Origin of the sequence: Rhodopseudomonas sp. BAL398 (genome assembly GCF_033001325.1) — a bacterium.
Classification (GTDB): domain Bacteria; phylum Pseudomonadota; class Alphaproteobacteria; order Rhizobiales; family Xanthobacteraceae; genus JARJEH01.
The window spans coordinates 815749-839466 of sequence record NZ_CP133111.1 but is presented as its reverse complement, the minus strand read 5'-3'; the positions used below and the strand labels follow the sequence as shown (position 1 = coordinate 839466).

Annotated in this window: 22 protein-coding genes and 1 other RNA gene; 6 read left to right on the top strand and 17 right to left on the bottom strand. The window is 65.1% G+C overall.

The features are described 5' to 3' along the window. Positions 1 to 12: 12 nt before the first annotated feature. From RBJ75_RS03900 to RBJ75_RS03890, 3 genes are all read right to left on the bottom strand, one after another. Entirely contained in the window at positions 13 to 654 is a 642-nt protein-coding gene (locus RBJ75_RS03900; RefSeq protein ID WP_317528696.1) for a transposase, read from the bottom strand. Then, positions 651 to 944 carry an IS110 family transposase gene (locus tag RBJ75_RS03895; RefSeq protein ID WP_317528695.1) on the bottom strand — a complete coding sequence of 98 codons (294 nt, stop codon included), beginning with the start codon at positions 942 to 944 and terminating at the stop codon, positions 651 to 653. Before RBJ75_RS03895 ends, RBJ75_RS03900 begins: the two co-directional genes overlap by 4 nt. A gap of 336 nt (positions 945 to 1280) precedes the next feature. Continuing rightward, entirely contained in the window at positions 1281 to 1568 is a 288-nt protein-coding gene (locus RBJ75_RS03890) for a HigA family addiction module antitoxin (protein WP_044408925.1), read from the bottom strand. A 164-nt stretch (positions 1569 to 1732) separates the two neighbouring features. On the opposite strand from RBJ75_RS03890, the gene RBJ75_RS03885 reads away from it, so the two are divergent. Beyond that, entirely contained in the window at positions 1733 to 1921 is a 189-nt protein-coding gene (locus RBJ75_RS03885; RefSeq protein WP_044408928.1) for a hypothetical protein, read from the top strand. Between the two features lie 9 nt (positions 1922 to 1930). Here RBJ75_RS03885 and RBJ75_RS03880 read toward each other — a convergent pair whose 3' ends face one another. Together RBJ75_RS03880 and RBJ75_RS03875 are read right to left on the bottom strand one after the other, a co-directional pair. Then, positions 1931 to 2845: a hypothetical protein gene (locus RBJ75_RS03880; RefSeq protein WP_152647664.1), complete on the bottom strand. Its 915-nt coding sequence runs from the start codon at positions 2843 to 2845 to the stop codon at positions 1931 to 1933. Positions 2846 to 3079: 234 nt separating this feature from the next. Beyond that, positions 3080 to 3670: a TetR/AcrR family transcriptional regulator gene (locus tag RBJ75_RS03875; protein WP_044408933.1), complete on the bottom strand. Its 591-nt coding sequence runs from the start codon at positions 3668 to 3670 to the stop codon at positions 3080 to 3082. A 136-nt stretch (positions 3671 to 3806) separates the two neighbouring features. On the opposite strand from RBJ75_RS03875, the gene RBJ75_RS03870 reads away from it, so the two are divergent. Beyond that, positions 3807 to 4769: an SDR family NAD(P)-dependent oxidoreductase gene (locus RBJ75_RS03870; protein WP_044408935.1), complete on the top strand. Its 963-nt coding sequence runs from the start codon at positions 3807 to 3809 to the stop codon at positions 4767 to 4769. A 41-nt stretch (positions 4770 to 4810) separates the two neighbouring features. On the opposite strand, the gene RBJ75_RS03865 is transcribed toward RBJ75_RS03870, so the two are convergent. Together RBJ75_RS03865 and RBJ75_RS03860 are read right to left on the bottom strand one after the other, a co-directional pair. Further along, on the bottom strand, positions 4811 to 6055 hold the full coding sequence (locus tag RBJ75_RS03865; protein WP_044408937.1) for an FAD-dependent oxidoreductase: 1245 nt from the start codon (positions 6053 to 6055) through the stop codon (positions 4811 to 4813). Between the two features lie 118 nt (positions 6056 to 6173). Then, positions 6174 to 7643 carry a caspase domain-containing protein gene (locus RBJ75_RS03860; protein WP_173427336.1) on the bottom strand — a complete coding sequence of 490 codons (1470 nt, stop codon included), beginning with the start codon at positions 7641 to 7643 and terminating at the stop codon, positions 6174 to 6176. A 607-nt stretch (positions 7644 to 8250) separates the two neighbouring features. On the opposite strand from RBJ75_RS03860, the gene RBJ75_RS03855 reads away from it, so the two are divergent. Then, positions 8251 to 11073, top strand: a complete 2823-nt coding sequence (locus RBJ75_RS03855) for an IPT/TIG domain-containing protein (RefSeq protein ID WP_276156969.1) — start codon at positions 8251 to 8253, stop codon at positions 11071 to 11073. 70 nt (positions 11074 to 11143) lie between these two features. On the opposite strand, the gene ssrA is transcribed toward RBJ75_RS03855, so the two are convergent. Further along, positions 11144 to 11456, bottom strand: a transfer-messenger RNA (tmRNA) gene (ssrA, locus tag RBJ75_RS03850). 369 nt (positions 11457 to 11825) lie between these two features. Between ssrA and RBJ75_RS03845 the strand changes: the two genes are divergently transcribed. Both RBJ75_RS03845 and RBJ75_RS03840 read left to right on the top strand, forming a co-directional pair. Continuing rightward, a complete protein-coding gene (locus tag RBJ75_RS03845) occupies positions 11826 to 13355 on the top strand; it encodes a DEAD/DEAH box helicase (protein ID WP_276156968.1) in 1530 nt (509 codons plus the stop codon). A gap of 161 nt (positions 13356 to 13516) precedes the next feature. Further along, a complete protein-coding gene (locus RBJ75_RS03840; protein WP_234707545.1) occupies positions 13517 to 14587 on the top strand; it encodes a GGDEF domain-containing protein in 1071 nt (356 codons plus the stop codon). Here RBJ75_RS03840 and RBJ75_RS03835 read toward each other — a convergent pair. The 9 genes from RBJ75_RS03835 to RBJ75_RS03795 all read right to left on the bottom strand — a co-directional run bounded on the left by RBJ75_RS03835 (position 14575) and on the right by RBJ75_RS03795 (position 22479). Continuing rightward, positions 14575 to 14988 carry a TfoX/Sxy family protein gene (locus RBJ75_RS03835; protein WP_276156967.1) on the bottom strand — a complete coding sequence of 138 codons (414 nt, stop codon included), beginning with the start codon at positions 14986 to 14988 and terminating at the stop codon, positions 14575 to 14577. The two genes, RBJ75_RS03840 and RBJ75_RS03835, sit on opposite strands and share 13 nt — an antisense overlap. Positions 14989 to 15207: 219 nt before the next feature. Then, the gene (locus tag RBJ75_RS03830; RefSeq protein WP_044414637.1) at positions 15208 to 15615 is read right to left on the bottom strand and encodes a HesB/IscA family protein; all 408 of its coding nucleotides are present in this window, start codon (positions 15613 to 15615) and stop codon (positions 15208 to 15210) included. Between the two features lie 93 nt (positions 15616 to 15708). Beyond that, positions 15709 to 16122, bottom strand: a complete 414-nt coding sequence (locus RBJ75_RS03825) for an SUF system Fe-S cluster assembly protein (RefSeq protein ID WP_080901138.1) — start codon at positions 16120 to 16122, stop codon at positions 15709 to 15711. Beyond that, complete coding sequence (locus tag RBJ75_RS03820; protein WP_044414638.1) at positions 16119 to 17366, bottom strand: cysteine desulfurase; 1248 nt, start codon at positions 17364 to 17366, stop codon at positions 16119 to 16121. Before RBJ75_RS03820 ends, RBJ75_RS03825 begins: the two co-directional genes overlap by 4 nt. Continuing rightward, entirely contained in the window at positions 17363 to 18691 is a 1329-nt protein-coding gene (gene sufD, locus RBJ75_RS03815) for a Fe-S cluster assembly protein SufD (protein ID WP_044414639.1), read from the bottom strand. The genes RBJ75_RS03820 and sufD overlap by 4 nt, the downstream gene beginning before the upstream one ends. Positions 18692 to 18717: 26 nt before the next feature. Then, a complete protein-coding gene (gene sufC / locus RBJ75_RS03810; protein WP_044414640.1) occupies positions 18718 to 19476 on the bottom strand; it encodes a Fe-S cluster assembly ATPase SufC in 759 nt (252 codons plus the stop codon). A 33-nt stretch (positions 19477 to 19509) separates the two neighbouring features. After that, on the bottom strand, positions 19510 to 19746 hold the full coding sequence (locus tag RBJ75_RS03805) for a hypothetical protein (RefSeq protein WP_276156966.1): 237 nt from the start codon (positions 19744 to 19746) through the stop codon (positions 19510 to 19512). 4 nt (positions 19747 to 19750) lie between these two features. Further along, a complete protein-coding gene (sufB, locus tag RBJ75_RS03800; RefSeq protein WP_044410770.1) occupies positions 19751 to 21232 on the bottom strand; it encodes a Fe-S cluster assembly protein SufB in 1482 nt (493 codons plus the stop codon). An 83-nt stretch (positions 21233 to 21315) separates the two neighbouring features. Next, positions 21316 to 22479 carry a cysteine desulfurase family protein gene (locus RBJ75_RS03795; protein ID WP_044410773.1) on the bottom strand — a complete coding sequence of 388 codons (1164 nt, stop codon included), beginning with the start codon at positions 22477 to 22479 and terminating at the stop codon, positions 21316 to 21318. A gap of 271 nt (positions 22480 to 22750) precedes the next feature. On the opposite strand from RBJ75_RS03795, the gene RBJ75_RS03790 reads away from it, so the two are divergent. Beyond that, positions 22751 to 23398, top strand: coding sequence for an alpha/beta hydrolase (locus RBJ75_RS03790; RefSeq protein ID WP_044410775.1), 648 nt, complete (start codon positions 22751 to 22753; stop codon positions 23396 to 23398). The last annotated feature ends 320 nt before the right edge of the window (positions 23399 to 23718 follow it).

Below are 23718 nucleotides of genomic sequence, written 5' to 3'. Positions count from 1 at the left end.
TTGTAGCAACCATTAAGCGGGCTGCTGTTCGACCCAGGGCGTTCCTCGCTGGACGACGGTGTTGACGAAGATCAGCATCTTCCTGGCGCAGGCGACGAGTGCGACTTTGTGGGGTTTGCCTGCCGCGGTGAGCCGCCGGTAGAGGGCGATCAGCTTGGCGTTCCAGCGGAACGATGCGGCGAGCGCTGCGGCGAATAGGCTGCTGCGCACGCGGGCGCGGCCGTCCCTGATGTGGCGCGCGCCGACGCGCTCGGCGCTGTCGTCGTCGAACGGGGCGAGGCCGGCCAGCGACGCGATGTGTTCACGCGAGACCCGTCCGATCTCCGGCATCCGCACCAGAATGGCGACGGCAGTGCGCAGGCCAACGCCGTTGACGCTTTCGATCAGGTCGAGACGGCGAGCGAGATCGGCGTGCTGCCGGATCGCCTGCACCAGAATGGCGAACTCGGCCTTGAGCACGGCTTTGAACTGCAGGATGCGGTCTTGCCAGATCTGGCGCAGCCGCGGATCACGGCAGGTCTCGCATCGGGTCTTGAAGCAGACGATGTCCTGGGTGATCTGCTCGATCACGGTCAGGTGCATCGCAAAGGCCGCCAAACGCGGGTCCGGCGGGGCGTGCACAACGCGGGTCTCGGTGGCGCAGGCTGCGATCAACGCCGCGTCGATGCAGTCGTTCTTGGCCCGCTTGCGCGAACCTGCGCCGGCTGGAACACGATCACCACGAAGCCGTCGGCGCGGAGCTGCTCGACCACCGGCTGCTCATAGCCGCCGCTGGCTTCGATTCCGACCCGGCCGATCTTTTGTCGGCGCAGCCAAGAGGACAGCCGACGATGGCCCTCGGCGGAGTTCTCGATCTGCAACTGCTCCGGACGGTCGTCGATCGCCACATCGAGCTTGCGTTTGCCGGTATCGATTCCTGCGCTGGCCGTGCTAGTCTTGGACATCTTCGTCGACCCTCCCTTGTTTTCCGAACCCATGGTTCCTTCAACCATCCGGGTCAGATGAAGAGCCGATCGCGATCCTGCTACACACTTCAGCCCTCAAGGCTGCGGTGGGCTTCGATCCGACGACCGGCGGTCCGGTCCGGGTGGCCGCCCGGGCCGGACCATTCCTCACGGAACGGGCCGATCGTAACAGTCATTGCTGATACAAGGGTGGGCAAAGGCGCGCTTGCGTCGTGCCCACCACCACTGCGTCGTCCTATCGCAATCGAACGGTCGGCATGGCTTCAGCGCCTTTGTCCACCCTCCGGCTGCTGCAAACCGGTTGCCGCAATATGCCTACCCGACCGCCGCCGGCCGCACCCGCCTGTTGATATCCGCGCCCTTGTCGCGCTCGACCACGGCGATGTCGTATTGGCTTTGCAGATCGAGCCAGAGCTGCGCGGCGTTGCCGAAATAGCGGCCGAGCCGCACCGCAGTATCGGCGGTGATCGAGCGGCGGCCGTTCAAAATGTCGGTGATCCGCCCCGACGGCACGCCGAGATCGAGCGCCAGACGGTTGGCGCTGAGTTTACGGGCGCCGAGTTCGCGCTTCAGAAGTCGGCCGGGATGCGCGGCGGGAGCCATATTGTTTCGATCCTAACCCTTGTGATCATCGACGATTTCGACATCGAACGCATCGCCTTTGCGAAATTCAAAGCAGATCCGCCAGCGCTAAATTTGCATTTTGCGGTCGCGCGATTACGATGCCGCGATCACTCTGCCTTGGCCGCGACACCACGAGCAAACAGATGCGCACCCTCCTCCTCGTCATCGGCGTCCTCACTTTGCTGATGGGACTGCTGTGGATCGGTCAGGGCACCGGCATGGTGAACTGGCCGGAAACCAGCTTCATGATCAAGCAGACCCAATGGGCCTATTACGGCGCCGCCACCGCACTCGGCGGGTTGGTGCTGATCTTTCTGTCGCGGCGGCGCTAGGCTTGCGGCCTAGCGCGCCCGGCGCGGCCGATCACGGCGGCGCAACAGGCCGGACAAGCCGCGACGGATCGGCGGCACCAAGGCCCACAGCGCGCCCAGCGCGCCAAGCAATCCGGTCAGAGCGACCACGAAGCCGTTGAACTGAGCGACATAGAGCTTGATCCGCTGCAGCAGCCCGACCTGGATCAGCACCGCCTCGCGCAGCGTGGTGACCTGCACCAGATGTTTGTCGGCACCGACATGCAGGTTGGCGGCGACCTCGATGACTAGCCGCTTCTCGCCTTCGCTTTGCGGCGTCAGCGTCCAGCTCCATTCCACCGGCGCGGCCCAAGTGGCGGTGCGCAGCTGCGGTCCGGACGGCTCGATGCTGACGTCGTCGGCGCGTAGCGTGGCTTCCAGCGACTGCGCGTACTTGCCTTCGCGCACCACGACCTCGCCCTGGGCCGGCTCGAAGCGCTCGGCGACATCCTGATTGGCCGCCGTCTTCAGCACCAGAGTCAGCCGGAACGGCTGGCCCAGATAAGCGGCTTTCGGCTTGGTGAAGCGGTATTCGCCCTCAGCAAGATTGTCGACCAGGGCGCCGATGTCGACGCAGGGTCCGGCATTGATGATGCCGAGACTGCGCTCCTTCGCCCGGCAGGCGGCATCGCCGGCTTGTGCCGCCGCGGGGACCGGCGGATCGGGTGGCGGCGCCGCGGGCCGCCCCGCCCTGCGCCAGGCGTGCGGCGCGGTGATCGACGCGATGGTTTTGTCGGAGCCGGCCGACTTGTCGAGTTTGAGGAATTCGTGCATCCAGGCGCCGTCGATCGGGCTGCCAGGCGGCCGATCGAACCGCCATGTCACCACCGGCGGCGGCGCAGTCGATACCATCGGCTGCTGCGCGCGCGGCAGGGCGATGACGGCCACCGCGATGACCGCGACCACAATTGCGCCTATTGCGCCGATCCAGATCTTCCAAAAACCCGCGTTGCGCATGACACGCCCGCCGCGACGGCTCGCAGGCCGCCATTTAATGGATTATCCAAACACAGTCGCTCGTCGAGCAATAATGACGCTATTCAAAATCAAAACGCCGCGCGATTCAAATGCTATCTGCGGTCCACCATGGTGCGGTGCGATGCGCTGCCGACCGCTCGGCTTGGTCAGGGCATCGCGGCGTTACGACTTCGGCGGTACCCGCACCCCGGCGATCAGGATATCGACCAGGCGCCTGGCGCTGGCCTCCCAATTCGGCGCCGAGCTGATATTGGCGACGCCGGCCAGCGCCCGCAGCAGGTCGAGCGGATCAAGGTCGAGCTGGATCTCGCCGGCCGCCACCGCGTTGTCGACCAGCATCGCGATCGCGGCTTTGATCTTGGCGCCGGCCTCGGCATAGAGTTCGGCATTGCCGCCGACGATCGAGCCCAGCATGCCCGCCATCCCCTGTTTGGTGGCGATATGATCGACCGACAGCAGCATCCAGGCGCGCAGCGCTTCGACCGGCGGCAATTCGGCCGCGAGCTTGGTGGCGGCCTCCGCCATCCGCTGGGTCTCGTTGCGATAGACCGCCTCGACCAACGCATCGCGGGTCGGGAAGTGCCGGTACAGCGTGCCGATGCCGACGCCGGCGCGCCGGGCGATCTGCTCGAGGCTGACGCCCTCGCCGCTGTCGGCGAACGCCGCCTTGGCGATCGCCAGCAGGTGCTCGCGGTTGCGCTGGGCATCGATCCGGGGCCCGCGTTTGCCGGCCGGTTTGGGCGTTTCAATCAATCGAGATCCGCCCCTTGATAAACGGAGGTTACCTCCGCATATAATCCGGAGGCGGCCTCCCTTTATATCGGAGATCGTGCGGCCAGCCAAGGCCGGACGGGTCCGGGGGCGTCGTGCACAGGACAGGAAAACCAACATGACTTTCGATGCCACCTCCACCACCGACGACGTGCTCGCCGGCGTCGATCTCCGCGGCAAACGGGTTCTGGTGACCGGCGTTTCCGCCGGTCTCGGGGTCGAGACCGCGCGCAGCCTCGCCGCCCATGGCGCCCGCGTGGTCGGCGCCGCGCGCGATCTGGCCAAGGCCGAAAAGGCCACCGCCCGGGTTCGCACCGATGCCAGCAATGGCGGCGGGCTTGAATTGATCGAACTCGACCTCGCCTCGCTCGCCAGCGTCCGGGCCTGCGCCGACGCGCTGGTCGCTGCCGGCAAGCCGTTCGACCTGGTGATCTGCAATGCCGGCGTGATGGCGACGCCGTTCGGCCACACCGCCGACGGCTTCGAGACCCAGTTCGGCACCAATCATCTCGGCCATTTCGTGCTAGTCAACCGCATCGCCACGCTGCTGTCGCCCGGCGCCAGGCTGGTCAATGTCGCCTCCTCGGGCCATCGCTTCGCCGACGTCGACCTTGACGATCCGAATTTCGAGCGCGGTGGCTATGACCCTATCGTCGCCTATGGCCGCTCGAAGACCGCCAATATCCTGTTCGCGGTCGAATTCGATCGCCGCCACAAGGCAAGCGGCGTGCGCGCCACCGCGCTGCATCCGGGCGGCATCCAGACTGAACTCGGCCGCCACATTGGCGCCGAAACGCTGGAGGGCATGGTGGCGAAAATCAACGCCGACCTTGCCGCCGAGGGCAAGCCGCCGTTCCAGTGGAAGACGATCCCGCAAGGTGCCGCGACCTCGGTATGGGCCGGCGTCGTCGCCGACGCCGACGCGGTCGGCGGCCGTTATTGCGAGAACTGCCAGCTCTCCGAAGTCACCGACGGGCTGATCAGCCCGTTCGCCGGAGGCGTCCGCAGCTATGCGCTCGATCCCGACAACGCGAAGGCGCTGTGGGCAAAGAGCGAGGCAATGGTCGGCGAACATTTTTGACGACCTCGCTGACCGGAGGCAGCGAAGCGCCGCTGCCGCCATCAGCCATCCGCCCGCGGCGAGGTCACGTGCTCAGCGCGAATGCCGAGTCCGATCAGCTGCGCCGGGAATTGCCGCAGCCAGGGCACGGCGTCGAACAGTTTCAGCAGCGGCGGCGGCTTGATGCGGCCGTGCAGCGCCGGGTCGATGATGCGGTCCTGCACCGCGACCTGGACCGCCTGAATCACCCGCACCGGCCACAGCCGCCGCGCCTGCACGGTCGCCAGATCGGCCAGCGTCAGCGGTCCGTCGCGCAGCTTGGCGGCCAGCAAATTGGCACTCGCCACCGCGTCGGCGATCGCCAGATTGATGCCGACGCCGCCGACCGGCGACATCGCATGGGCGGCATCGCCGATGCATAACAGTCCCGGCCGCGCCCATTGCCGCAGCCGGTCGATCGTCACGGTCAAGAGCTTGACGTCATCCCAGTCCTTGATGTCGGCGACACGGTCGCGCAGCGCCGGCACGATCGCGGCGATGCGGGCGCGGAACGCGTCGAGGCCCTGCGCCTTCACCGCGTCGGTCTGGCCCTTGGCGATCACATAGGCGCATTGCCAGTAATCGCCGCGGTCGATGGTGACCAGAAAGCCGCCGGCGGCGGCATGCAGAAACGCCGGCTGCAGATCGACCGGGGTCTTGCCGATACGAAACCACAGCACGTCGATCGGCGCGCCGATGTCGTCGACCGCGAGCCCGGCGCAATGGCGCGTCATCGAATGGCGGCCGTCGCAGCCGACCACCAGATCGGCGTCGACGCGCAGCTCGCCATCGGGCGCCTGCGCCATCACGCCGGCGACACGGTCGCCGTCATGGATCAGATCGACGGCTTCGGTGCGCCGCAGCAGCCTGAGCGTGCCGAATTCAGCGCCCCGCTCGGCGAGGAAATCGAGAAAGTGCCATTGCGGCATCATCGCGATGAAGCGCGCCGGCACGTCGAGCCTGGAGAAATCGGCCAGATGCAGATAGTCGCCGCCGAAATCGCCGCCGACCTGGGCCAGCTCCTGATGCGGCCGCTTCAGAAAATCGGCGAGCAGCCCGAGCTCGTGCAACACCCGCATGGTCGAGGGATGCACGGTGTCGCCGCGAAAATCCCGCAGGAAATCGGCGTGTTTTTCCAGCACCACCGTCTCGACGCCGGCGCGGCCGAGCAGATAGCCCAGCATCATCCCGGCCGGCCCGCCGCCGACGATGCAGCAACGCGTGGTGATCTGGCGCGGCGGCGGTTCCCGCCTTGGACTGGCATCCATCGCTGGCTTTCTGGCTGATTCCTGGCTGATGTCCGTTGCTTGCGGTCTCCCCCCTCAACGCCGGCGTCAGCACAATGTTCGATTTGTCGTGCAGTTTGGGACGCCGGCCGCTGCGTCGCTAGCGTCGAAAGCTCTTGATCTCCGAGACGCTGCCGTCGCGATAGGTCAGCTCCACCGAGACCGATTTCACATTCGGCGACAGCTTCAGATAGGGCTTGGCCTGATGCGGGATCGACGACGGATCCTTCAGATCGCAAGGCGGCATCGTCAGCACCTTGTCGGGCACGCTGGTATCGATCCCCACTTTCGCCTCGCGGATCGCGCAGCGATACGACATCAAATGGGTGTAGTAGACGAGTAGTCCGCTGAATTCGCGAAACGACAACCAGGAGGTCGCGGTCATGTCGAGGATCTTGCGCTGGTCGTGGATCAGCGCGGCCTGCGGATCGAATTTGATCGGGAACGGGCCCTGCAATTCGCCCGACGCGTCGACATAGCGAACCTCGATGGTGGCGGCCGGCGCGTCGACGGCGAGCTGGACCGAGGGGTTGGGCATCCGCTTGCGGGTGCGCGGATCGAGCGTGTCGAGAAATCCGGTCTCGCGGAAATCGCCGCTGTCGCCGATGCGCCAGGAAATCCCCAGCGTCGGGTCCATGATCGAGAACACCACGGTCCAGCCGCCATTGTGGCGCGAGAACATCGCGATCGGCGCGTTGACGCTGTCGCTGGGCGGCGCCAGCCGCTGCACCGGCGGCAGAGCGGCGACCTGCGGCGCTGCAGGCATCGCCGGCGGGACGGCCTGCGGCTTTGCCGCACCATTGAGGAACACGTCATCGACCATCTGGTCGAAATACACCGGCACCTGCTTGTGGCCGACGGTCTCGGCCATCGCGCTGACGGCGCGGCGGGTGCGCTGCGCCACCTCGACCATGTCCTCGCCCGGTTCGAGCAATTGCTTGGCGAACACCCGGGTGAACACCGAATTCGGATTGGCGTCGTGCTCCGACAGCCGGTCCAGCGCGGTCTGCCGCGGGCCGGCGGAAAACACCGAGAACACGCCCTCGGGCAGCATCGTCATCGGCGCCAGCCCGCCGCGGCCCGCCAGCGCCCGCGTGCCGCGGCGTTCGAACGGATTATTGCGGCAGGCGTCGAACACCAGGATGGCGCTGCGCGCGCCCTTGTTCTGCAGCCGCTCGACGATGCGGTCGGCCATCATCGAGGCGTCGCGCACCAGCTCCTCCTGGCCCTCGGTGGCGGCCGGCACGTCGACCGGCAGCAGGAAATTCTGGCCGGCGATCTCAAAACCGTGGCCGGCGAAAAAGAAGAACGCGGTGTCGCCGGGCTCGATGCTGGCGTCGAAGGCCAGCAGACTGCGGCTGAAACCCTTGCGGTCCTGGTTCTCCGCGACCATCACCGAAAAGCCGAGCTGCTTCAGCGTGTCGCCCATGGTGCGGGCGTCGTTCACCGCCTTCTGCAGTTTCGGCACGTTCTTGTAGTCGTTGTTGCCGATGACCAGCGCGACGCGCTTGGCGGCCTGCGCGGGTGCGGCCAGCGCCAGCAGCGCCATGCATGACCAGGCCTGTGCCATCACCAGTGCGGTCCGAATCGGACGCCATCCCATTGCGTATTCCCCGTACGCGCGCGCCAGCGTAAGCGGTAGTCGACGACACGCTGGCTGCGGTTCAACCGTCACCACCACCCGATTAGCCGACGCGGAACATCCGTCGGCCAACGTCGGACCCATCGTCATCGCGCACCAACCGCGAAATGCGTAGCCGATCTGCCACAACCCGCAACAATCTCAGCCGGAACCGACACGCCGATTCGCGGAAGTCAGACGTTTTATCACTTGTTCACAGTCGAAGTCCGAAGGTGATCAATTTTGCTATCTACTCGCTGCTCTTACCTGTGTATTGATCATCCAACGCCCTCCTGCACGTGCCGTCGACACGGGACGATCACGACAGAGAACTGGGATTGACAGTGTGGCAGATCAAATTGCACCGCAAGGCCCGGCGGAGCGATTGTTGGCTCGCGCTCTGGCTATTTGCGTCACGTTGATCGTCCTCGTGCTCGGCAGTACGCCAGCGCGGGCGCTGAGTTGTCCCGATTTCTCGGGGACGGCGCCTTTGGACGCAACCTATTTTGTCACGGGAAGTGCCTGCACCACGTCCGATCCCGGGGTTGGGGTAATCGTGACAGCCCACATCGCTGATAATATTGCTTCGGTGACTTTCAATCTGGCCGTGGTGTCGGCAATCTCGACCGGCACCAATTGCACCAGCAACGACAACACGATCACTGGCAACAGCGCGCACTATCGATTCGGCCCGTCGGCGATCTGCACACACACCTTCGTGCTGTCCAACGGCGGCACCTTCAGCTTCGTCACCGTTCATGATGGCGGTTCCTTCGCCATCATTTTCAGATCGATCAGCTACACGCCGCCGCCGCCGACGGTCACCGATCTCAGCCCGACCGTCGGTAGCATTGCGGGCGGCACCAGCGTCACCATCACCGGCACCCGGTTCAGCACCGTCGCGGTCGACAACACCGTGAGGTTCGGTACCACCGTCGCAACCATCGTCGGCACGCCGACCGCGACCTCAATCGTCGCCACCGCGCCGGGCCATGGCGCCGGCGTGGTGGATGTCACGGTGACGACGGCGGGCGGCACCAGCGCCGCCAGCGCCGCCGATCAGTTCACCTATTTGGCCCCGCCGACCATCGCCGCGGCGTTCAGCCCGACCACTATCGCGAGCGGCGGAACCGCAACGCTGACGTTGACCCTCAGCAATCCGAACACCACGACTCTGACCGGCGTCGCGGTCGGATCCGTCACGCTGCCGGCAAACCTGATCGGAGCTCCCCCCGCCACCACCACCTGCGGCGGCAGCGCGACCGCCACCGCCAGTTCGCTGGCTTTGTCCGGCGCCTCGATTGCCGCCAGCAGTTCCTGCGTCGTGAGCCTGGCCGTCAGTTCGACCGTGCCGGGCGGCTACAGCTACACTACCGGCACCGTCACGGTGACCGGGCCTGCCAGTCTGACCGGCGCCACGGCGACGACCACGGTGCCACTGACGGTGTCGGCATCCGGCCCGACCGTGACGTCGATAGCACCCGCCAGCGGCTCCGTTGCGGGCGGCACCGTCGTGACCCTCACCGGCAACAATTTGGCCGGCGCCAGCGTCGTCATCATCGGCGGCAACCCCGCCACCGCACTGTCGGCCAACACCGCGACGTCGATCACGGTGACGACGCCGGCCGGCGCCGCCGGCGCCGCAAGCGTCGTGGTCACGACCGCAGGCGGTACCAGCGCCGCCAACGCGCTGTTCACATACCTGGCACCGACCACCCCCGCGCCGACGGTGACCTCGATCACCCCCGCCAGCGGCGGCACGCTCGGCGGCACCGTGGTGACGATCATCGGCAAAAGCTTCACCGGCGCCACGGCGGTGACGTTTGGTGCGGACGCCGCGACCGGCATTGTAGTTGTCAACGCCACGACGATCACCGCTACTTCTCCGCCCCATGCGACGGGAACCGTTGACGTCACCGTGACCACGCCGGCCGGCATCGGCATCGGGACCGGCCTGTTCAGCTATTTGCGACCAGCGCCGTCCGTGACCGGGATCGATCCCGGCAGCGGCCCGACCACCGGCGGCACCCGAGTGACAATCTCCGGCAGCGAATTTATCGGCGTGACGGCGGTGAAGTTCGGAGCCAGCAACGCCACCGCGTTCACAGTCGGCAACGACACGCAGATCACCGCAATATCGGCCGCTGGCGCCCTCGGCTCTGTGCACGTCACGGTGACGACGGCGAGTGGCACCAGCGCTAGCAGCGCCGCCAACCAATTCACCTATGTGGTGCCGGCCGACAGCGTGAAGCTGCAGGCGCTGCAGACAGCAGTAACGCCGATCGTGGCGCAGTTCTCCGGTCAGGCGATCACTGGCGCGGTCGCCAGCGCGATCTCCGAGGGCTTTGGCGGCAATGGCGCTCTGATCACGCCGAGCGGCAGCGGCGTGCGAATCAATTTCGCCGCGGATCCCGACACCGACGCCCGGCCCGCTGCGGCGCAGCGCGGATCGGATCCATTCAGCACCGCCAATGGCTCCTACGATGACGGCAGCCGCGGTCGGGCCCGGCTCCGATCCCGCACCGGCGATGCCTTCGACGCCTTCGCCGCCGTGGGTGGCCCCGCCAATGCGCCGCCGCGGCGCAGATCCGAGCCGAGGGACTGGCTCGGCTGGGCCGAGGTCAGCGGGGCGACGCTCGGTCACGGCAGCTCATCAGCCGCATCAAGCGACGCGACGATCTACGGCAGCCAGATCAATCTCACCGCCGGCCTGACCCGCATTCTGACACCGCACGTTCTCGTCGGCGTGCTCGGCGGCTGGGAAACTTTCGACTACAGGTCCGATGCGTTGCAGGGCCGAATGACGGGCGACGGATGGACCGTTGGCAGTTATCTGGGTTGGAAACTGACGCCGGGACTGCGGTTCGACGCCGCGGTCGCCTATTCGGCGATCGGCTATGATGGCAGCGCCGGCACCGCATCGGGATCATTCCAAGGCACCCGCTGGCTGATCTCCGGCGGGTTGACCGGCAGCCACCACCTGCAGGGTCTGGAGATCGAACCGTCGGCCCGGATCTATGCGTTGTGGGAACACGAGAACACCTACACCGATACGCTCGGCACCGCGCAGCCGCAGCGCGACTTCTCCACCGGCCGCGGCAGCGGCGGTCTCAAGCTGTCCTATCCGCTGGCGTGGACCTCGACGACGCTGCTGGTCCCCTATCTCGGCCTCTATGGCGATTACTACTTCAACGCCGACGACGCGACCGCGATCCCGACACGGTTCGACGGCTGGTCGGCCCGTGCCACTGGCGGCGTCGCCGCACGGTTCGGCAATGGAGCGCAACTGGCGGCGGGTCTCGAGCGCGGTGGCATCGGCGGAAATTTCGCGTTGTGGACCTACCGCGTCCGCGCTTCGGTGCCGTTCGCCGCCCAATAGGCATCCCGCCAGCCGCGTAAGCCCGGCCGGCCCCAAATAAAAGCCGCGCCAACCCGAAGGTTGACGCGGCAATGGCCGTTCTGTTGCAAGGTGTACCTACCCCGAACGGTTACGCCGCGAGGCGCACTTCGTTCATGCGAACGTTATCGTTTGCATTTAGGTTTTGACCCGATAACGGCGGTATCATGCCGAGCACAACTCAGAGCTTCTTCACGACCATCGATCCTATTTCGCCCCCGCCGCAACAGCCCACATTCGGTGAGGCTGCTGGGGTGGAGGCGCCGGGTACTGCCCCCGGGTCTGTCCGTAGTCCGCTCTAAGGTTCAGCGCCATCGTCTTGCGACACGACAAATATAGGCCTGATCGCGGCGCGGCGCTAGGTCCCGCGTGGAAAACCCCTCGCTTTGGTTGACCATCACCGCGGCGCCCCGGGCGGCGGACGCCAAAGCCGCTCCTCCCCTCTTTGTGCTAAAACATTAAGCTTTCGGCCCTTGTCACGCTCTGGCGCATTGACTTTAAGCGATTCCGGCCTATGTTCCGGCTACACGCGGCCAGGCATCGACACGCGATGCCACGACTAAGCCGCCTGTCTGCGAACGAATGATCCCCGTGCAAATTTGCGTGCCGCTCCGGGGTTGAGCGCGACAGTCTTTTTCCGAGAATCCAAGCGGCGGTTTCGACCAGAGGCATGATCCCGATAGACGGTAAATTCCGGTTTTCGGATGAGTTCATGCCCCGATAACAGAGGCTCAATGTCTTTTTCCCATCTCGGCCTGTCCGACAAGGTTCTCGCCGCCGTCGCGGCCACCGGCTACACCACCCCCACCCCGATTCAGGACCAGGCGATCCCCCACGTCCTCGCCCGGCGCGACGTGCTCGGCATCGCCCAGACCGGCACCGGCAAGACCGCAGCCTTCGTGCTGCCGATGATGACCATGCTGGAAAAGGGCCGCGCCCGCGCCCGGATGCCACGCACCCTGATCCTCGAGCCGACCCGCGAGCTCGCCGCCCAGGTCAAGGAACAGTTCGACAAATACGGCGTCGGCCAGAAACTCAACGTCGCGCTGCTGATCGGCGGCGTCTCGTTCGGCGACCAGGACCTCAAATTGTCGCGCGGCGTCGACGTGCTGATCGCCACCCCGGGCCGGCTGCTCGACCATACCGAGCGCGGCGGGCTGCTGCTGACCGGCGTCGAATTGCTGGTGATCGACGAAGCCGACCGCATGCTCGACATGGGCTTCATTCCGGACATCGAGCGGGTCTGCAAGCTGGTGCCGTTCACCCGCCAGACCCTGTTCTTCACCGCGACGATGCCGACCGAGATCCGCCGCATCACCGAGACCTTCCTGCACAATCCGATCAAGATCGAAGTCTCCAAGCCCGCCTCCACGGCGGTCACGGTGACGCAGTCGCAGGTGCCGACCGGCCGCGAGCCGCATGAGAAGCGCGATACCCTGCGCCGGCTGCTGCGCGACGCCACCGACCTGCAGAACGCCATCATCTTCTGCAACCGCAAGCGCGAGGTCGCGCTGCTGGCGAAATCGCTGCAGAAGCACGGCTTCAGCGTCGGCGCGCTGCATGGCGACATGGAGCAGTCGGCCCGCACCGCGGCGCTGGACGCGTTCCGCAAGGGCGAATTGCCGATCCTGGTGGCCTCCGACGTCGCCGCCCGCGGCCTCGATATTCCCGAGGTCAGCCACGTCTTCAATTTCGACGTCCCGCATCACCCCGACGATTATGTCCATCGGATCGGCCGTACCGGCCGCGCCGGTCGCGCCGGCACCGCGATTTCGATCGTGGCGCCCTCGGACGCCAAATCCATCGCGGCGATCGAAAAGCTGATCGGCCAGGACATCCCCCGTGCCGAGGCCGGCCCGCAGGGCGAGTTCGAAGCCGACGAGCCGGAAGCCGAGCGTCCGGTCCGCACCCACCGCCGCTCCACTGAGCCGCGCTCGCGCGGTCCGCGCCGCGAATCCCGGACGCCGCGGGCCGAGTCGGAGGCACCACGCGCCGCCGCGGCCAGCGAACAGCCCCGCGAAGCGGACGCCCGCGAGCCGCGCAGCGAGCCCCGTGAACCGCGCAAGCCGCGTCGCGAGCCGCGCCGCGCCCCGGAGCCCGCGCATGCGACCCTGGCCCCGGTCATCACCGCCGCTCCGGCCTCGCACGCGCCCTCGATCGGTCGCGCCGCGGCGCCGCAGACACCCCGCGACGCACAATCGGAGCCCGCCGATCATTCGCATCTGCCGGCATTCCTGCTGCGCCCGGTCCGCGCCCGCGGCTGAGCACGGGGCTAGGCCTACGCAAATCTACCTAAGTTGTTTACCGGGTATTCATCGTCTGAGGCTAGCCTACCTGCGATTGTGAATGCCGCGTGTTCACGGTTGCGAATGGCGTTTCTTCACGGTCTGGAACGTAGGCAAAGCTGCCTGCACTGGGGATGCTTGTGGCAGTCGAAATCCAGGACGAACACGAGAGAACGATCGGCTATGCCGAGATCGCCCTCGCCCAGATCAAGGCGTTGCGGCAAGGCGCCATGCCGCGCAATTTCGAAATCTGGTACGTCTATGCGACCGGCTACAACGCCGCGCTCAACGAGGCGATCAACGAGACCCTCGCGCGCAACGGCAAACTGTCCGACGCCGAGCTCGATCAGATCTACGAGACCTATCTGTCCCATGGCAGGACGACCAACCGGATCGACAAGATCGGCGCCCGCGTCGTCACCGAAATCGGCGATGTGATGTCGCTGATCAGCGACGCGCTGGGCACCACCGCGAGCTTCGGCGACAATCTGCAGGGCGCCAGCCAGACGCTCTCGCTCGCCAGCGACCGCGATCAGATCAAGGCCATTGTCGAGCGGCTGGCGATTTCGACCCACGAGATGCAAAGCGCCAATTCGGCGCTGGAAGAACGGCTGAGCAAATCCAAGCTCGAGATCAACAATCTGCAGGTCAGCCTCGACGCGATCCGGGCCGAAAGCCTGACCGATCCGCTGACCGGCCTCGGCAATCGCAAGCATTTCGACCGCGCGATCGGCGAAGCGGTGCGCGACGCCAGTGCCAAAGGCCAGCCGCTGTCGCTGCTGATGCTGGATATCGATCACTTCAAGTCGTTCAACGACAATTACGGTCACCTCACCGGCGATCAGGTGCTGCGCCTGGTCGGCCAGTCGCTGCGGCACAGCATCGATTGCAAGGACATCACCGCGCGCTATGGCGGCGAGGAATTCGCCGTGGTGCTGCCGAACACGCCGCTGCGCGACGCCATCACCCTGGCCGAGAACATCCGCCGGATGGTGATGTCGAAGGAATTGAAGAAGAAGTCGACCGGCGAAATCCTCGGCCGGGTGACGCTGTCGGTCGGCGTGTCGGCGCTGAAACCCGGCGAGGATTCCGACGCCATGATCGACCGCGCCGACGCCTGCCTCTACGCAGCCAAGCGCAACGGCCGCAATCGCGTGATCTGCGAGACCGATCCGGAATTCCTCTGCATCCAGCAGACTCAGGTGGCCTGAGCCGATCTGGTTCGGCGCTTGGCCGCGGCCTTCTTGGTCGCGGCCTTTTTGGTCACCGGCTTGCGTGCCCTGCCGCGCTTGGCGAGCGCCGCGCGCTGCGCCGCCGCCAGCGCCCTGCCCGCCCACTCGGCCAGTTCCTCGGGATCGTCGTAGAGCCGCTCCGGCAATTGCCAATAGGAGCCCACCGTCACCGTCTTGACCTTGGTCTGATACTGAAACGGCCCGGCGCCCTCGGCCGCGAAGCGTGCGATACTATCCGCATCGGCGCGCAGATAGATCGCGCCGCGCAGCACCAGCGCGAAATTGACGCCGTCGACGGAAATGCCGAAGCCCGAGAACATCCGCCGGATCGACACCGGGCCGAAGGCGGCGAACAGCTCGATCAGGAAATCGCGGTCCATGCGGCATCGCCCTGGCGAAAGCAATCTCTCATCCCGTCATCCTGACCAATGTCGTCATTGCGAGCCGAGGTCGGCGCGCAGCGCCGTCCGACAGCAAAGCAATCCCGCCGTCCCGATCTAAGACCAGATTGCTTCGTCGCTTCGCTCCTCGCGATGACCACGCGGCGGATTCCGTCCGACGACCAAGGCTCGACGGGGGCCTAAAGGCGTCGAGAGGTGTCAGCTGTCGATCGTCGCGGCGGTCAGCTGCACCGATTCGCCGCAGCCGCAGGCGCCGGTCTGGTTCGGATTGTTGAAGATGAACTGCGACTGCATCTTGTCGGCCTTGTAGTCCATCTCGGTGCCGAGCAGGAACAGCACGGCCTTGGGATCGACCAGGATCTTGACGCCCTTGTCCTCGACCACTTCGTCGTTCGGCCGCACGTCATGGGCGTATTCGACGGTGTAGGACTGGCCGGCGCAGCCGCCATTCTTGATCCCGACCCGCAGGCCGACGATTTCGGAATCGGCTCGCCCGGTCAGTTCGCGCACCCGCGCGGCGGCGGCCTCGGTCAGTCGCATCACCTGCGGCCGCGGACGCGGCTTCGGCTTGGCGGGATTGCTGGCAGCTGGTGTCATCTCGGTCATTTGTGCAGTCCTCGGCGCGGTTCAAGGCCGCCCGTTGTTGCTTCGCCCGTCGTTACTTCGGCGACTGGTCGCTCCGTCACAGGGATCGACGCATCACCACATATTCAGCACAAGCCGGGCCTCGTCGGTCATCCGTTCCGGCGTCCATGCCGGTTCCCAGACGATATTGACATTGACCACGCCGACGCCCGGCACGGTGGCGACCGCGTTCTCGACCATCATCGGCATTTCGGCCGCCGCCGGACAGTTCGGCGTGGTCAGCGTCATGTCGACGTCGACGGTGCGATCATCCTTGATATCGACCTTGTAGATCAGGCCGAGTTCGTAGATGTCGGCCGGAATTTCCGGATCGAACACCGTCTTCAGCGCGGCGACGATTTCGCTGCCGAGCCGTTCGGTCTCGTCAGCGGACAGCGCCGACACGGTCTGCATATTGGCCTTGGCAGCCGTCGCATCGGTGTTGGGGTCGGTCGTGTGGCCGGTCTTGGCTTCCACAGTATCTGTCATGAAAACAATTCCCGCGCCTTGATCAGCGCCTGTGCGAGATGGTCGACTTCCTCACGTGTATTATACATGCCGAACGAGGCCCGGCACGTCGCGGTCACCTGGAAACGCTCCAAAAGCGGCATCACGCAATGGGTTCCAGCGCGAACCGCCACGCCCTGCCGGTCGATCACGGTGGCGATGTCGTGCGGATGCGCCCCCTTCATCTCGAATGATATCACCGGTCCCTTGCCCTTGGCGGTGCCGATCATCCGTAGCGAATTAATCTCACGCAGCTTGGCTTCGGCATAAGTCAAAAGATCGTGTTCATGCGCCGCGATCCGCTCCTTGCCGATCGAATTGACGTAGTCGATCGCAGCCCCCAGCCCGACCGCCTCGACGATCGCCGGGGTGCCGGCCTCGAATTTGTGCGGCGGGTCGCCGTAAGTGACCCAGTCCTGCGCCACTTCGCGGATCATTTCGCCGCCGCCGAGGAACGGGCGCATCGCCACCAGCCGATCGTATTTGCCGTACAGCACGCCGATCCCGGTCGGGCCGTACAGCTTGTGGCCGGTCATGATGTAGAAATCGCAGTCGATGTCCTGGACGTCGATCGCCATGTGCACGGCGGCCTGGCTGCCGTCGACCAGCACCGGAATGCCGCGGTCATGCGCCAGCTTCACCACGTCCTTGACCGGGACGATGGTGCCGAGCGCGTTCGACATCTGGGTGATCGCCACCAGCTTGGTGCGCGGGCTCAGGAGCTTTTCAAACTCCTCGATCAGGAAATTGCCCTCGTCATCGACCGGCGCCCATTTGATCACCGCTCCCTGGCGCTCGCGCAGGAAGTGCCACGGCACGATGTTGGAATGGTGCTCCATGATCGACAGCACGATCTCGTCGCCCTCGCCGATATTCGGCCCGCCCCATGACGACGCCACGAGATTGATCGCCTCGGTGGCGTTGCGGGTGAAGATGATCTCCTCCGAGCGCTTGGCATTGAGGAATTGCTGCACCTTGCTGCGGCCGCCCTCATAGGCCTCGGTCGCCGCATTGGCGAGGTAATGCAGCCCGCGATGAACATTGGCGTATTCGGTCTCATAGGCCCGCGTCATGCACTCCAGCACCTGCCTGGGCTTCTGCGCCGAGGCGGCGTTGTCGAGATAGACCAGGGGCTTGCCATAGACCTTCAGGGCCAGCGCGGGAAAGTCCTCGCGCACCCTGGCGACGTCGTAGGAACCGTTGAGAACCGCCGGATGCGTGCTCATGCCCGGGCCTCCAGCCAGCGCGACGCCGCGCCAATCGCCAGCTCGCGCAATTGATCGTCGACGATCGATTCGATCGCCTCACCGACGAAGGCCTGGATCAGTAGCGACTCGGCGTCCTTCTCCGGCAGGCCGCGGGCGCGCAGATAGAACAGCAGCGATTCGTCGAGCGCCCCGGTGGTGGCGCCGTGACCACAGGCGACGTCGTCGGCGAAGATTTCCAGCTCCGGCTTGTTGTCGGCCTCGGCCTCGTCGGACAACAACAGCGCCCGCGTCATCATCTTGGCGTCGGTCTGCTGCGCCGGCTGCCGGACATTGATGCGGCCCTGAAACACCGAATGGCCGCGGTCGTCGAGCACGGCGCGAAACACCTCGCGGCTGGCGCAATGCGGCACGTCGTGATTCATCACCAGCGTGGTGTCGGCATGTTGCTTGCCGTTGAGCAAGTTGACGCCGTTGGTCTCGACCCGCGAATACTCGCCGGCGACATTGATCACCGCCTGATAGCGGCTGACCAGCGTGCCGGTGGTCATGCCGAACGTGTTGACATGGGCGTGGGCGCCGACGTCGATCAATGACGATGTGATGTTGAAGGCCTCGCGGCTGTCTTCCACCAGACGGACATGATCGAGCCGGGCGCGGTCGCCGACCGCGATGATCAGCGAGTCATGGACCTGATAGGCCGTGGCGCCCTCGGCCGCGATATAGCTCTCGATCACCGTCGCCGAGGCGTCGTTGCCGAGCGTCAGCATCGAGCGGGTGAACATCGCCGCCGGCGCGCCGCCGCTGGCGATATGCACGATATGGATCGGCTGGGTCAGCTTGGCGCCATCGGCGATGGCGATGATCAGGCCGTCGGTCATCATCGCGGCGTTCAGCGCGATCATCGGATTGTCCGAATCGAGCCCGAACAACTTGGCGTGCAACGCCGCGTCATCGCCCTCCAGGGCATCGCGCAGGCTGCGCAAGCTGAGCTGCGGGTCGAGATCGCCGAACGCGCACAGGCTCGGCGCCAGCATGCCATCGACCAACACCAGCCGGCGCACGCCGTCGATGTCGTGCAGCTCCTGCGCCGCCGCAGCGCGCGCCAGCGCGTCGGCGTCGGGCGCCGCCGCCAGCGGCAGCACCTCGCGCATCAGCGCCCGCAGATCGGTGTATTTCCAATCCTCGATCCGGCGATGCGGCAATCCGATCCGCTCGAACGCCGCATAGGCCTCGGCGCGCGCCTGCGCGACGCTGCCCGCTCCCGGCAGTCGCGACCGCGCCAGCGCGAAAGCGCCTTCGCCCGCCGCTTCAACCCTGTCCGTCTTCGCCACAGCTACGTTCATCGTGTCATCCGATCGATCGGCCGAAATCAGGCCGCCTTGTCCTCATATTGCGCATATCCGGTGGCTTCGAGCTCGAGCGCCAATTCCTTGCCGCCGCTTTTCACCACCTTGCCCTTCGACATCACATGGACGAAATCGGGCACGATGTAGTCGAGCAGCCGCTGGTAATGCGTAATCACCACCATCGCGCGATCCGGCGAGCGCAGCGCGTTGACGCCATCGGCGGCGACCCGCAGCGCGTCGATATCGAGCCCGGAATCCATCTCGTCGAGAATGCACAGGCTGGGCTGGAACAGCGCCATCTGCAGCACCTCGTTGCGCTTCTTCTCGCCGCCGGAGAACCCGACATTGACGCCACGGCGCAGCATCTCCTGCGGAATGTTCAAGGAGGCTGCGACTTCACGCACCTTCTTCAAAAAGTCCGGGGTGGAATACTCCGCCTCGCCGCGCGCCTTGCGCTGCGCGTTCAGCGCGGTGCGCAGGAAAGTCATCGTCGCCACGCCGGGAATTTCCACCGGATATTGAAACGCCAGGAACACGCCCTTGGCGGCGCGCACATCCGGCGCCATCTCCAACAGGTCCTCTCCTTTGAACAGGATCTCGCCGCCGGTGATGTCATAGCCCGGCTTGCCGGCGATGACATGGCTGAGCGTCGACTTGCCGGAGCCGTTCGGCCCCATGATGGCGTGGACCTCGCCGGCATTCACCGACAGCGTCAGCCCGTGCAGGATCTCGCGATCGCCGACGCTGACCTGGAGGTTTTTGACTTCGAGCAGTGCGGTCATGTGTTGTTTCCATATCTTCAGCAGGTCGGCTTTTCAGCCCCACGACCCATCGGTTTTCCAAGCGCAGACGATCAGAAAGATGACCGTCGAGATAGCAATGACCCTCAGCGGCAGCGGGAAGATCGATCTGTAACTGTTCCCCCGCCGCACCATCACGAAACTGCAGACCAGAACCACCGCGAGCAACGCACCGACGAGCGTGTATCCCTCCCAGGTCGATGGCGCCGCGCCGTAGCCTGTCAATTTTGGCGTGAACCAAAATTCGTTCATGCGATCAACCGACGCTGCCTTCCAGCGAGATCGAGATCAGCTTCTGCGCTTCCACCGCGAATTCCATCGGCAGTTGCTGCAGCACGTCCTTGACGAAGCCGTTGACGACGAGGCCGACGGCTTCTTCCTGGGAAAGCCCGCGCTGCACGCAGTAGAACAGCACGTCCTCGGAGATCTTCGACGTGGTGGCTTCGTGCTCGAACAGCGCCGAGGAATTCTTGGCCTCGATATAGGGCACCGTATGGGCGCCGCACTGATCGCCGATCAACAGCGAGTCACAGGCGGTGAAGTTGCGCGCGCCGGTGGCCTTGCGATGGGCGGTGACGAGGCCGCGATAGGTGTTTTGCGATTTGCCGGCGGCGATGCCCTTGGAGATGATCCGGCTGGTGGTGTTCTTGCCCAGATGGATCATCTTGGTGCCGGAATCGACCTGCTGGTAGCCGTTCGAGATCGCGATCGAGTAGAACTCGCCGCGCGAATTGTCGCCGCGCAAAATGCAGCTCGGATATTTCCAGGTGATCGCCGAGCCGGTTTCGACCTGGGTCCAGGAAATCTTCGAATTGTCGCCGCGGCAATCGCCGCGCTTGGTGACGAAATTATAGATGCCACCCTTGCCTTCGGAATTGCCGGGGTACCAGTTCTGCACCGTCGAATATTTGATCTCGGCGTCGTCGAGCGTCACCAGCTCGACCACGGCGGCGTGCAGCTGGTTCTCGTCGCGCTGCGGCGCGGTGCAGCCTTCGAGATAGCTGACATAGGCGCCCTTGTCGGCGATGATCAAAGTGCGCTCGAACTGCCCGGTGTTGCGTTCGTTGATGCGGAAATAGGTCGACAATTCCATCGGGCAGCGCACGCCCGGCGGCACATAGACGAAAGAGCCGTCGGAGAACACCGCCGAATTCAGCGTGGCGTAGAAATTGTCGGAGGTCGGCACCACGGTGCCGAGATATTTCTTCACCAGCTCGGGATGTTCGCGGATCGCCTCCGAGATCGGCATGAAGATCACGCCGGCCTTCTTCAGCTCGGCCTGGAAGGTGGTGGCGACCGAAACCGAATCGAACACCGCGTCGACCGCGATCCGCCGTTCGCCTTCGGGGCGCACCACGCCCTCGAGCGCCTCGACCTCACGCAGCGGAATGCCGAGCTTCTTGTAGGTTTCCAAAATCTCCGGATCGATCTCGTCCAGCGAGCCGATCTGCTTCTTCGGCTTCGGCGCCGAATAATAATACAGATCCTGGAAGTCGATCTTGGGGTAGCTCACCCGCGCCCAGACCGGCTCGGTCATGGTCAGCCAGCGCCGATAGGCTTCCAGCCGCCATTCGAGCATCCAGGCCGGTTCGTTCTTTTTCGCGGAGATGAACCTGACGGTGTCTTCCGACAGGCCCTTGGGGGCCTTGTCGGATTCGATCAGCGTCTCGAATCCATAACGATATTGATCGACATCGATCTGGCGAACCCGATCGACGGTCTCTTGTACGGCAGCCATTTTAACCTCCGCTCGCGGTTTCAAGGACCGCGGTGGATCAACTCACACTTGCTTACACGATCCTGCAAATGAAACCATCCGTCTTAGAACCGTTCAAGCACTGTTTCATGATCCCTTTTAATTAGTGTCCCGAAAAGCTTTCGCCAGCCCTCCAGACACCGATCGATGTCGGCTTCGCTACTCGACCAGCCCAAACTGAGCCGTAATGCCGCTTGTGCAAGTTCCGGACCGAATCCCATCGCCTGCAGCACATGCGATGGCTGAACCTTGCCCGAAGAGCAAGCCGAGCCGGACGACACCGCGATTCCCGCCAGGTCGAAGCCGATGACGGCGGTCTCGGCGCGCAGTCCGGCGACGGCAAACAGCGTCGTATTGGGCAGTCGGGCGACCTGATCGCCGATCACAATCACGCCCTCGGTTTGCCGCAGGCCTGCCTCGAGCCGATTCCGCAGGATTTCGAGCCGCGCCATCTCGGCCGGCAGCGTTGCCATCACGGCCGTAACCGCGGCGCCAAAGCCGGCGATCCCGGCGACATTCTCGGTCCCGGCCCGCCGCCCGAGTTCCTGGCCGCCGCCGCGCAGCAATGGTTCGGGACCCGCCAGCGCCGCGCCGATCACCAGCGCGCCGACGCCCTTCGGGCCGCCCAGCTTATGCGCCGACAATGACACCAGATCCGCGTTCAATTCATTGATATCGAACGGAATTTTTCCGAACGCCTGGATCGCGTCGACGTGCAATAGGCCGCCGGCCTGATGTACCAGGTGAGCGACTTCAGCAATCGGTTGCAGCGTCCCGGTCTCGTTATTGGCCAGCATCACCGACACCAGCGCCGGCGCCCCCTGCACCAGCAATTGTTGCAAATGATCGAGGTCGATCACGCCAGAGCGCGTCACCCCAAGCATGCGGGTCTGCGCGCCGGGAAACCGCCCGCCGGCCAGAACCGAGGCGTGTTCGATTTGCGAAACAATAAGATTTTCAACCGGTTCCGAGCCAACGCGGAGTCCTGGCGCGAGCGCCAACGCATTGGCTTCGGTGCCGCCCGAGGTGAACACGATCTGGCGCGCGCGCGCCCCGACCGCCGTGGCGACGATCTCCCGCGCCTGCTCGACCAGCCGCCGCGCCGCTCGGCCCTCGGCATGGACCGAGGACGGATTGCCGGCCAGGTCCCACGCCGCCGCCATCGCCGCCTTGGCCTCGGGGCGCAGCGGCGTTGTCGCGTTCCAGTCAAGATAGACCCGGTCAATCATGAAATGTCGTGTTCCTTGCGGCAGATTAGCGGCGCGGCGCCGTGATGGACGCCAGCCGCCGGTCGGGCGTCATCGTGCGCCGCCAATGCGTCGCATGAAAGGCCAGTGCTCAAAAACCTTGCTTTTGGCCCCTCGCTCTATGCTAGAACCCGGCTTCCCGTCCCACGCCGTTCGCCCTTCCGTCCGACGGCGCCAGATCGGCGTTAATTGCTAGGCTTTATGTGCGCCCGCGCTGAGCCCGCACAAGCCGGTTACTTATCAAGGATCGCTGATGCCCGAAGTCATTTTCACCGGTCCCGCAGGCCGCCTCGAAGGCCGTTATCATCCGGCCAAGCAAAAGAACGCGCCGATCGCGATGGTGCTGCACCCGCATCCCCAGTTCCACGGCACGATGAACCACCAGATCATCTACCAGTGCTATTACGCCTTCGTGCATCGCGGCTTTTCGGTGCTGCGCTTCAATTTCCGTGGCGTCGGCCGCAGCCAGGGCTCCTTCGACCACGGCACCGGCGAATTGTCCGATGCTGCCTCGGCGCTGGACTGGGCCCAGACCATCAACCCCGAAGCCCGCGCCTGCTGGGTCGCCGGATTCTCGTTCGGCGCCTGGATCGGCATGCAGCTGTTGATGCGCCGGCCCGAGGTCGAGGGCTTCATCTCGATCGCCCCGCCGGCCAATCTCTATGACTTTTCGTTCCTGGCACCCTGCCCGTCCTCGGGCCTGATCGTGCATGGCGAGAAGGACGCGGTGGTGCCGCCGAAAGACGTCAACACCCTGGTCGAGAAGCTGAAAACCCAAAAGGGCATCGTCATCGACCAGCACGTCATCCCCGGCGCCAACCATTTCTTCGACGGCAAACTCCAACCCTTGATGGAATCAGTCACCGGCTATCTCGACATGCGGCTCGCCAACGTCCGCTGAGATTTACGGCGCCGCGCAAAGGCGGCGTCGGGCTCCCCATCGATCGAATCGGGGGCAGCCAAGCGGCGCGGATCCTCCGCGCTGCTCGGCACGACCTTGGCCCTCAGCCTTGTCCCTCAGCCTTGGCCCTCAACCTTGGCCATCGCGGCATCCGGCCCAGCGCCTGCACCCGATCAATCGGCGCAGTCGCAGCTGCGCCAGTCCGACCAGGCCGCGGGCATTGCGAGCCAGTGACAGGGCGAATTCGATGGTTTCTGCGGCGGGCATGGGCGTTGTCCAGTCAATGCAATTGCATCGAAATTAATGCACCTGCATGAACC

Bases quoted from the DNA above. Each gene is read 5' to 3' on its own strand.
- RBJ75_RS03845 (WP_276156968.1), top strand. From the start codon at position 11,826: ATGTCTTTTTCCCATCTCGGCCTGTCCGACAAGGTTCTCGCCGCCGTC.
- RBJ75_RS03805 (WP_276156966.1), bottom strand. From the start codon at position 19,746: ATGAACGAATTTTGGTTCACGCCAAAATTGACAGGCTACGGCGCGGCG.
- RBJ75_RS03895 (WP_317528695.1), bottom strand. From the start codon at position 944: ATGTCCAAGACTAGCACGGCCAGCGCAGGAATCGATACCGGCAAACGC.
- RBJ75_RS03825 (WP_080901138.1), bottom strand. From the start codon at position 16,122: ATGACAGATACTGTGGAAGCCAAGACCGGCCACACGACCGACCCCAAC.
- RBJ75_RS03860 (WP_173427336.1), bottom strand. From the start codon at position 7,643: ATGGCACAGGCCTGGTCATGCATGGCGCTGCTGGCGCTGGCCGCACCC.
- sufC (WP_044414640.1), bottom strand. From the start codon at position 19,476: ATGACCGCACTGCTCGAAGTCAAAAACCTCCAGGTCAGCGTCGGCGAT.
- RBJ75_RS03870 (WP_044408935.1), top strand. From the start codon at position 3,807: ATGACTTTCGATGCCACCTCCACCACCGACGACGTGCTCGCCGGCGTC.
- RBJ75_RS03795 (WP_044410773.1), bottom strand. From the start codon at position 22,479: ATGATTGACCGGGTCTATCTTGACTGGAACGCGACAACGCCGCTGCGC.
- RBJ75_RS03865 (WP_044408937.1), bottom strand. From the start codon at position 6,055: ATGGATGCCAGTCCAAGGCGGGAACCGCCGCCGCGCCAGATCACCACG.
- RBJ75_RS03890 (WP_044408925.1), bottom strand. From the start codon at position 1,568: ATGGCTCCCGCCGCGCATCCCGGCCGACTTCTGAAGCGCGAACTCGGC.
- sufD (WP_044414639.1), bottom strand. From the start codon at position 18,691: ATGAACGTAGCTGTGGCGAAGACGGACAGGGTTGAAGCGGCGGGCGAA.
- RBJ75_RS03820 (WP_044414638.1), bottom strand. From the start codon at position 17,366: ATGAGCACGCATCCGGCGGTTCTCAACGGTTCCTACGACGTCGCCAGG.
- RBJ75_RS03830 (WP_044414637.1), bottom strand. From the start codon at position 15,615: ATGACCGAGATGACACCAGCTGCCAGCAATCCCGCCAAGCCGAAGCCG.
- sufB (WP_044410770.1), bottom strand. From the start codon at position 21,232: ATGGCTGCCGTACAAGAGACCGTCGATCGGGTTCGCCAGATCGATGTC.
- RBJ75_RS03835 (WP_276156967.1), bottom strand. From the start codon at position 14,988: ATGGACCGCGATTTCCTGATCGAGCTGTTCGCCGCCTTCGGCCCGGTG.
- RBJ75_RS03885 (WP_044408928.1), top strand. From the start codon at position 1,733: ATGCGCACCCTCCTCCTCGTCATCGGCGTCCTCACTTTGCTGATGGGA.
- RBJ75_RS03790 (WP_044410775.1), top strand. From the start codon at position 22,751: ATGCCCGAAGTCATTTTCACCGGTCCCGCAGGCCGCCTCGAAGGCCGT.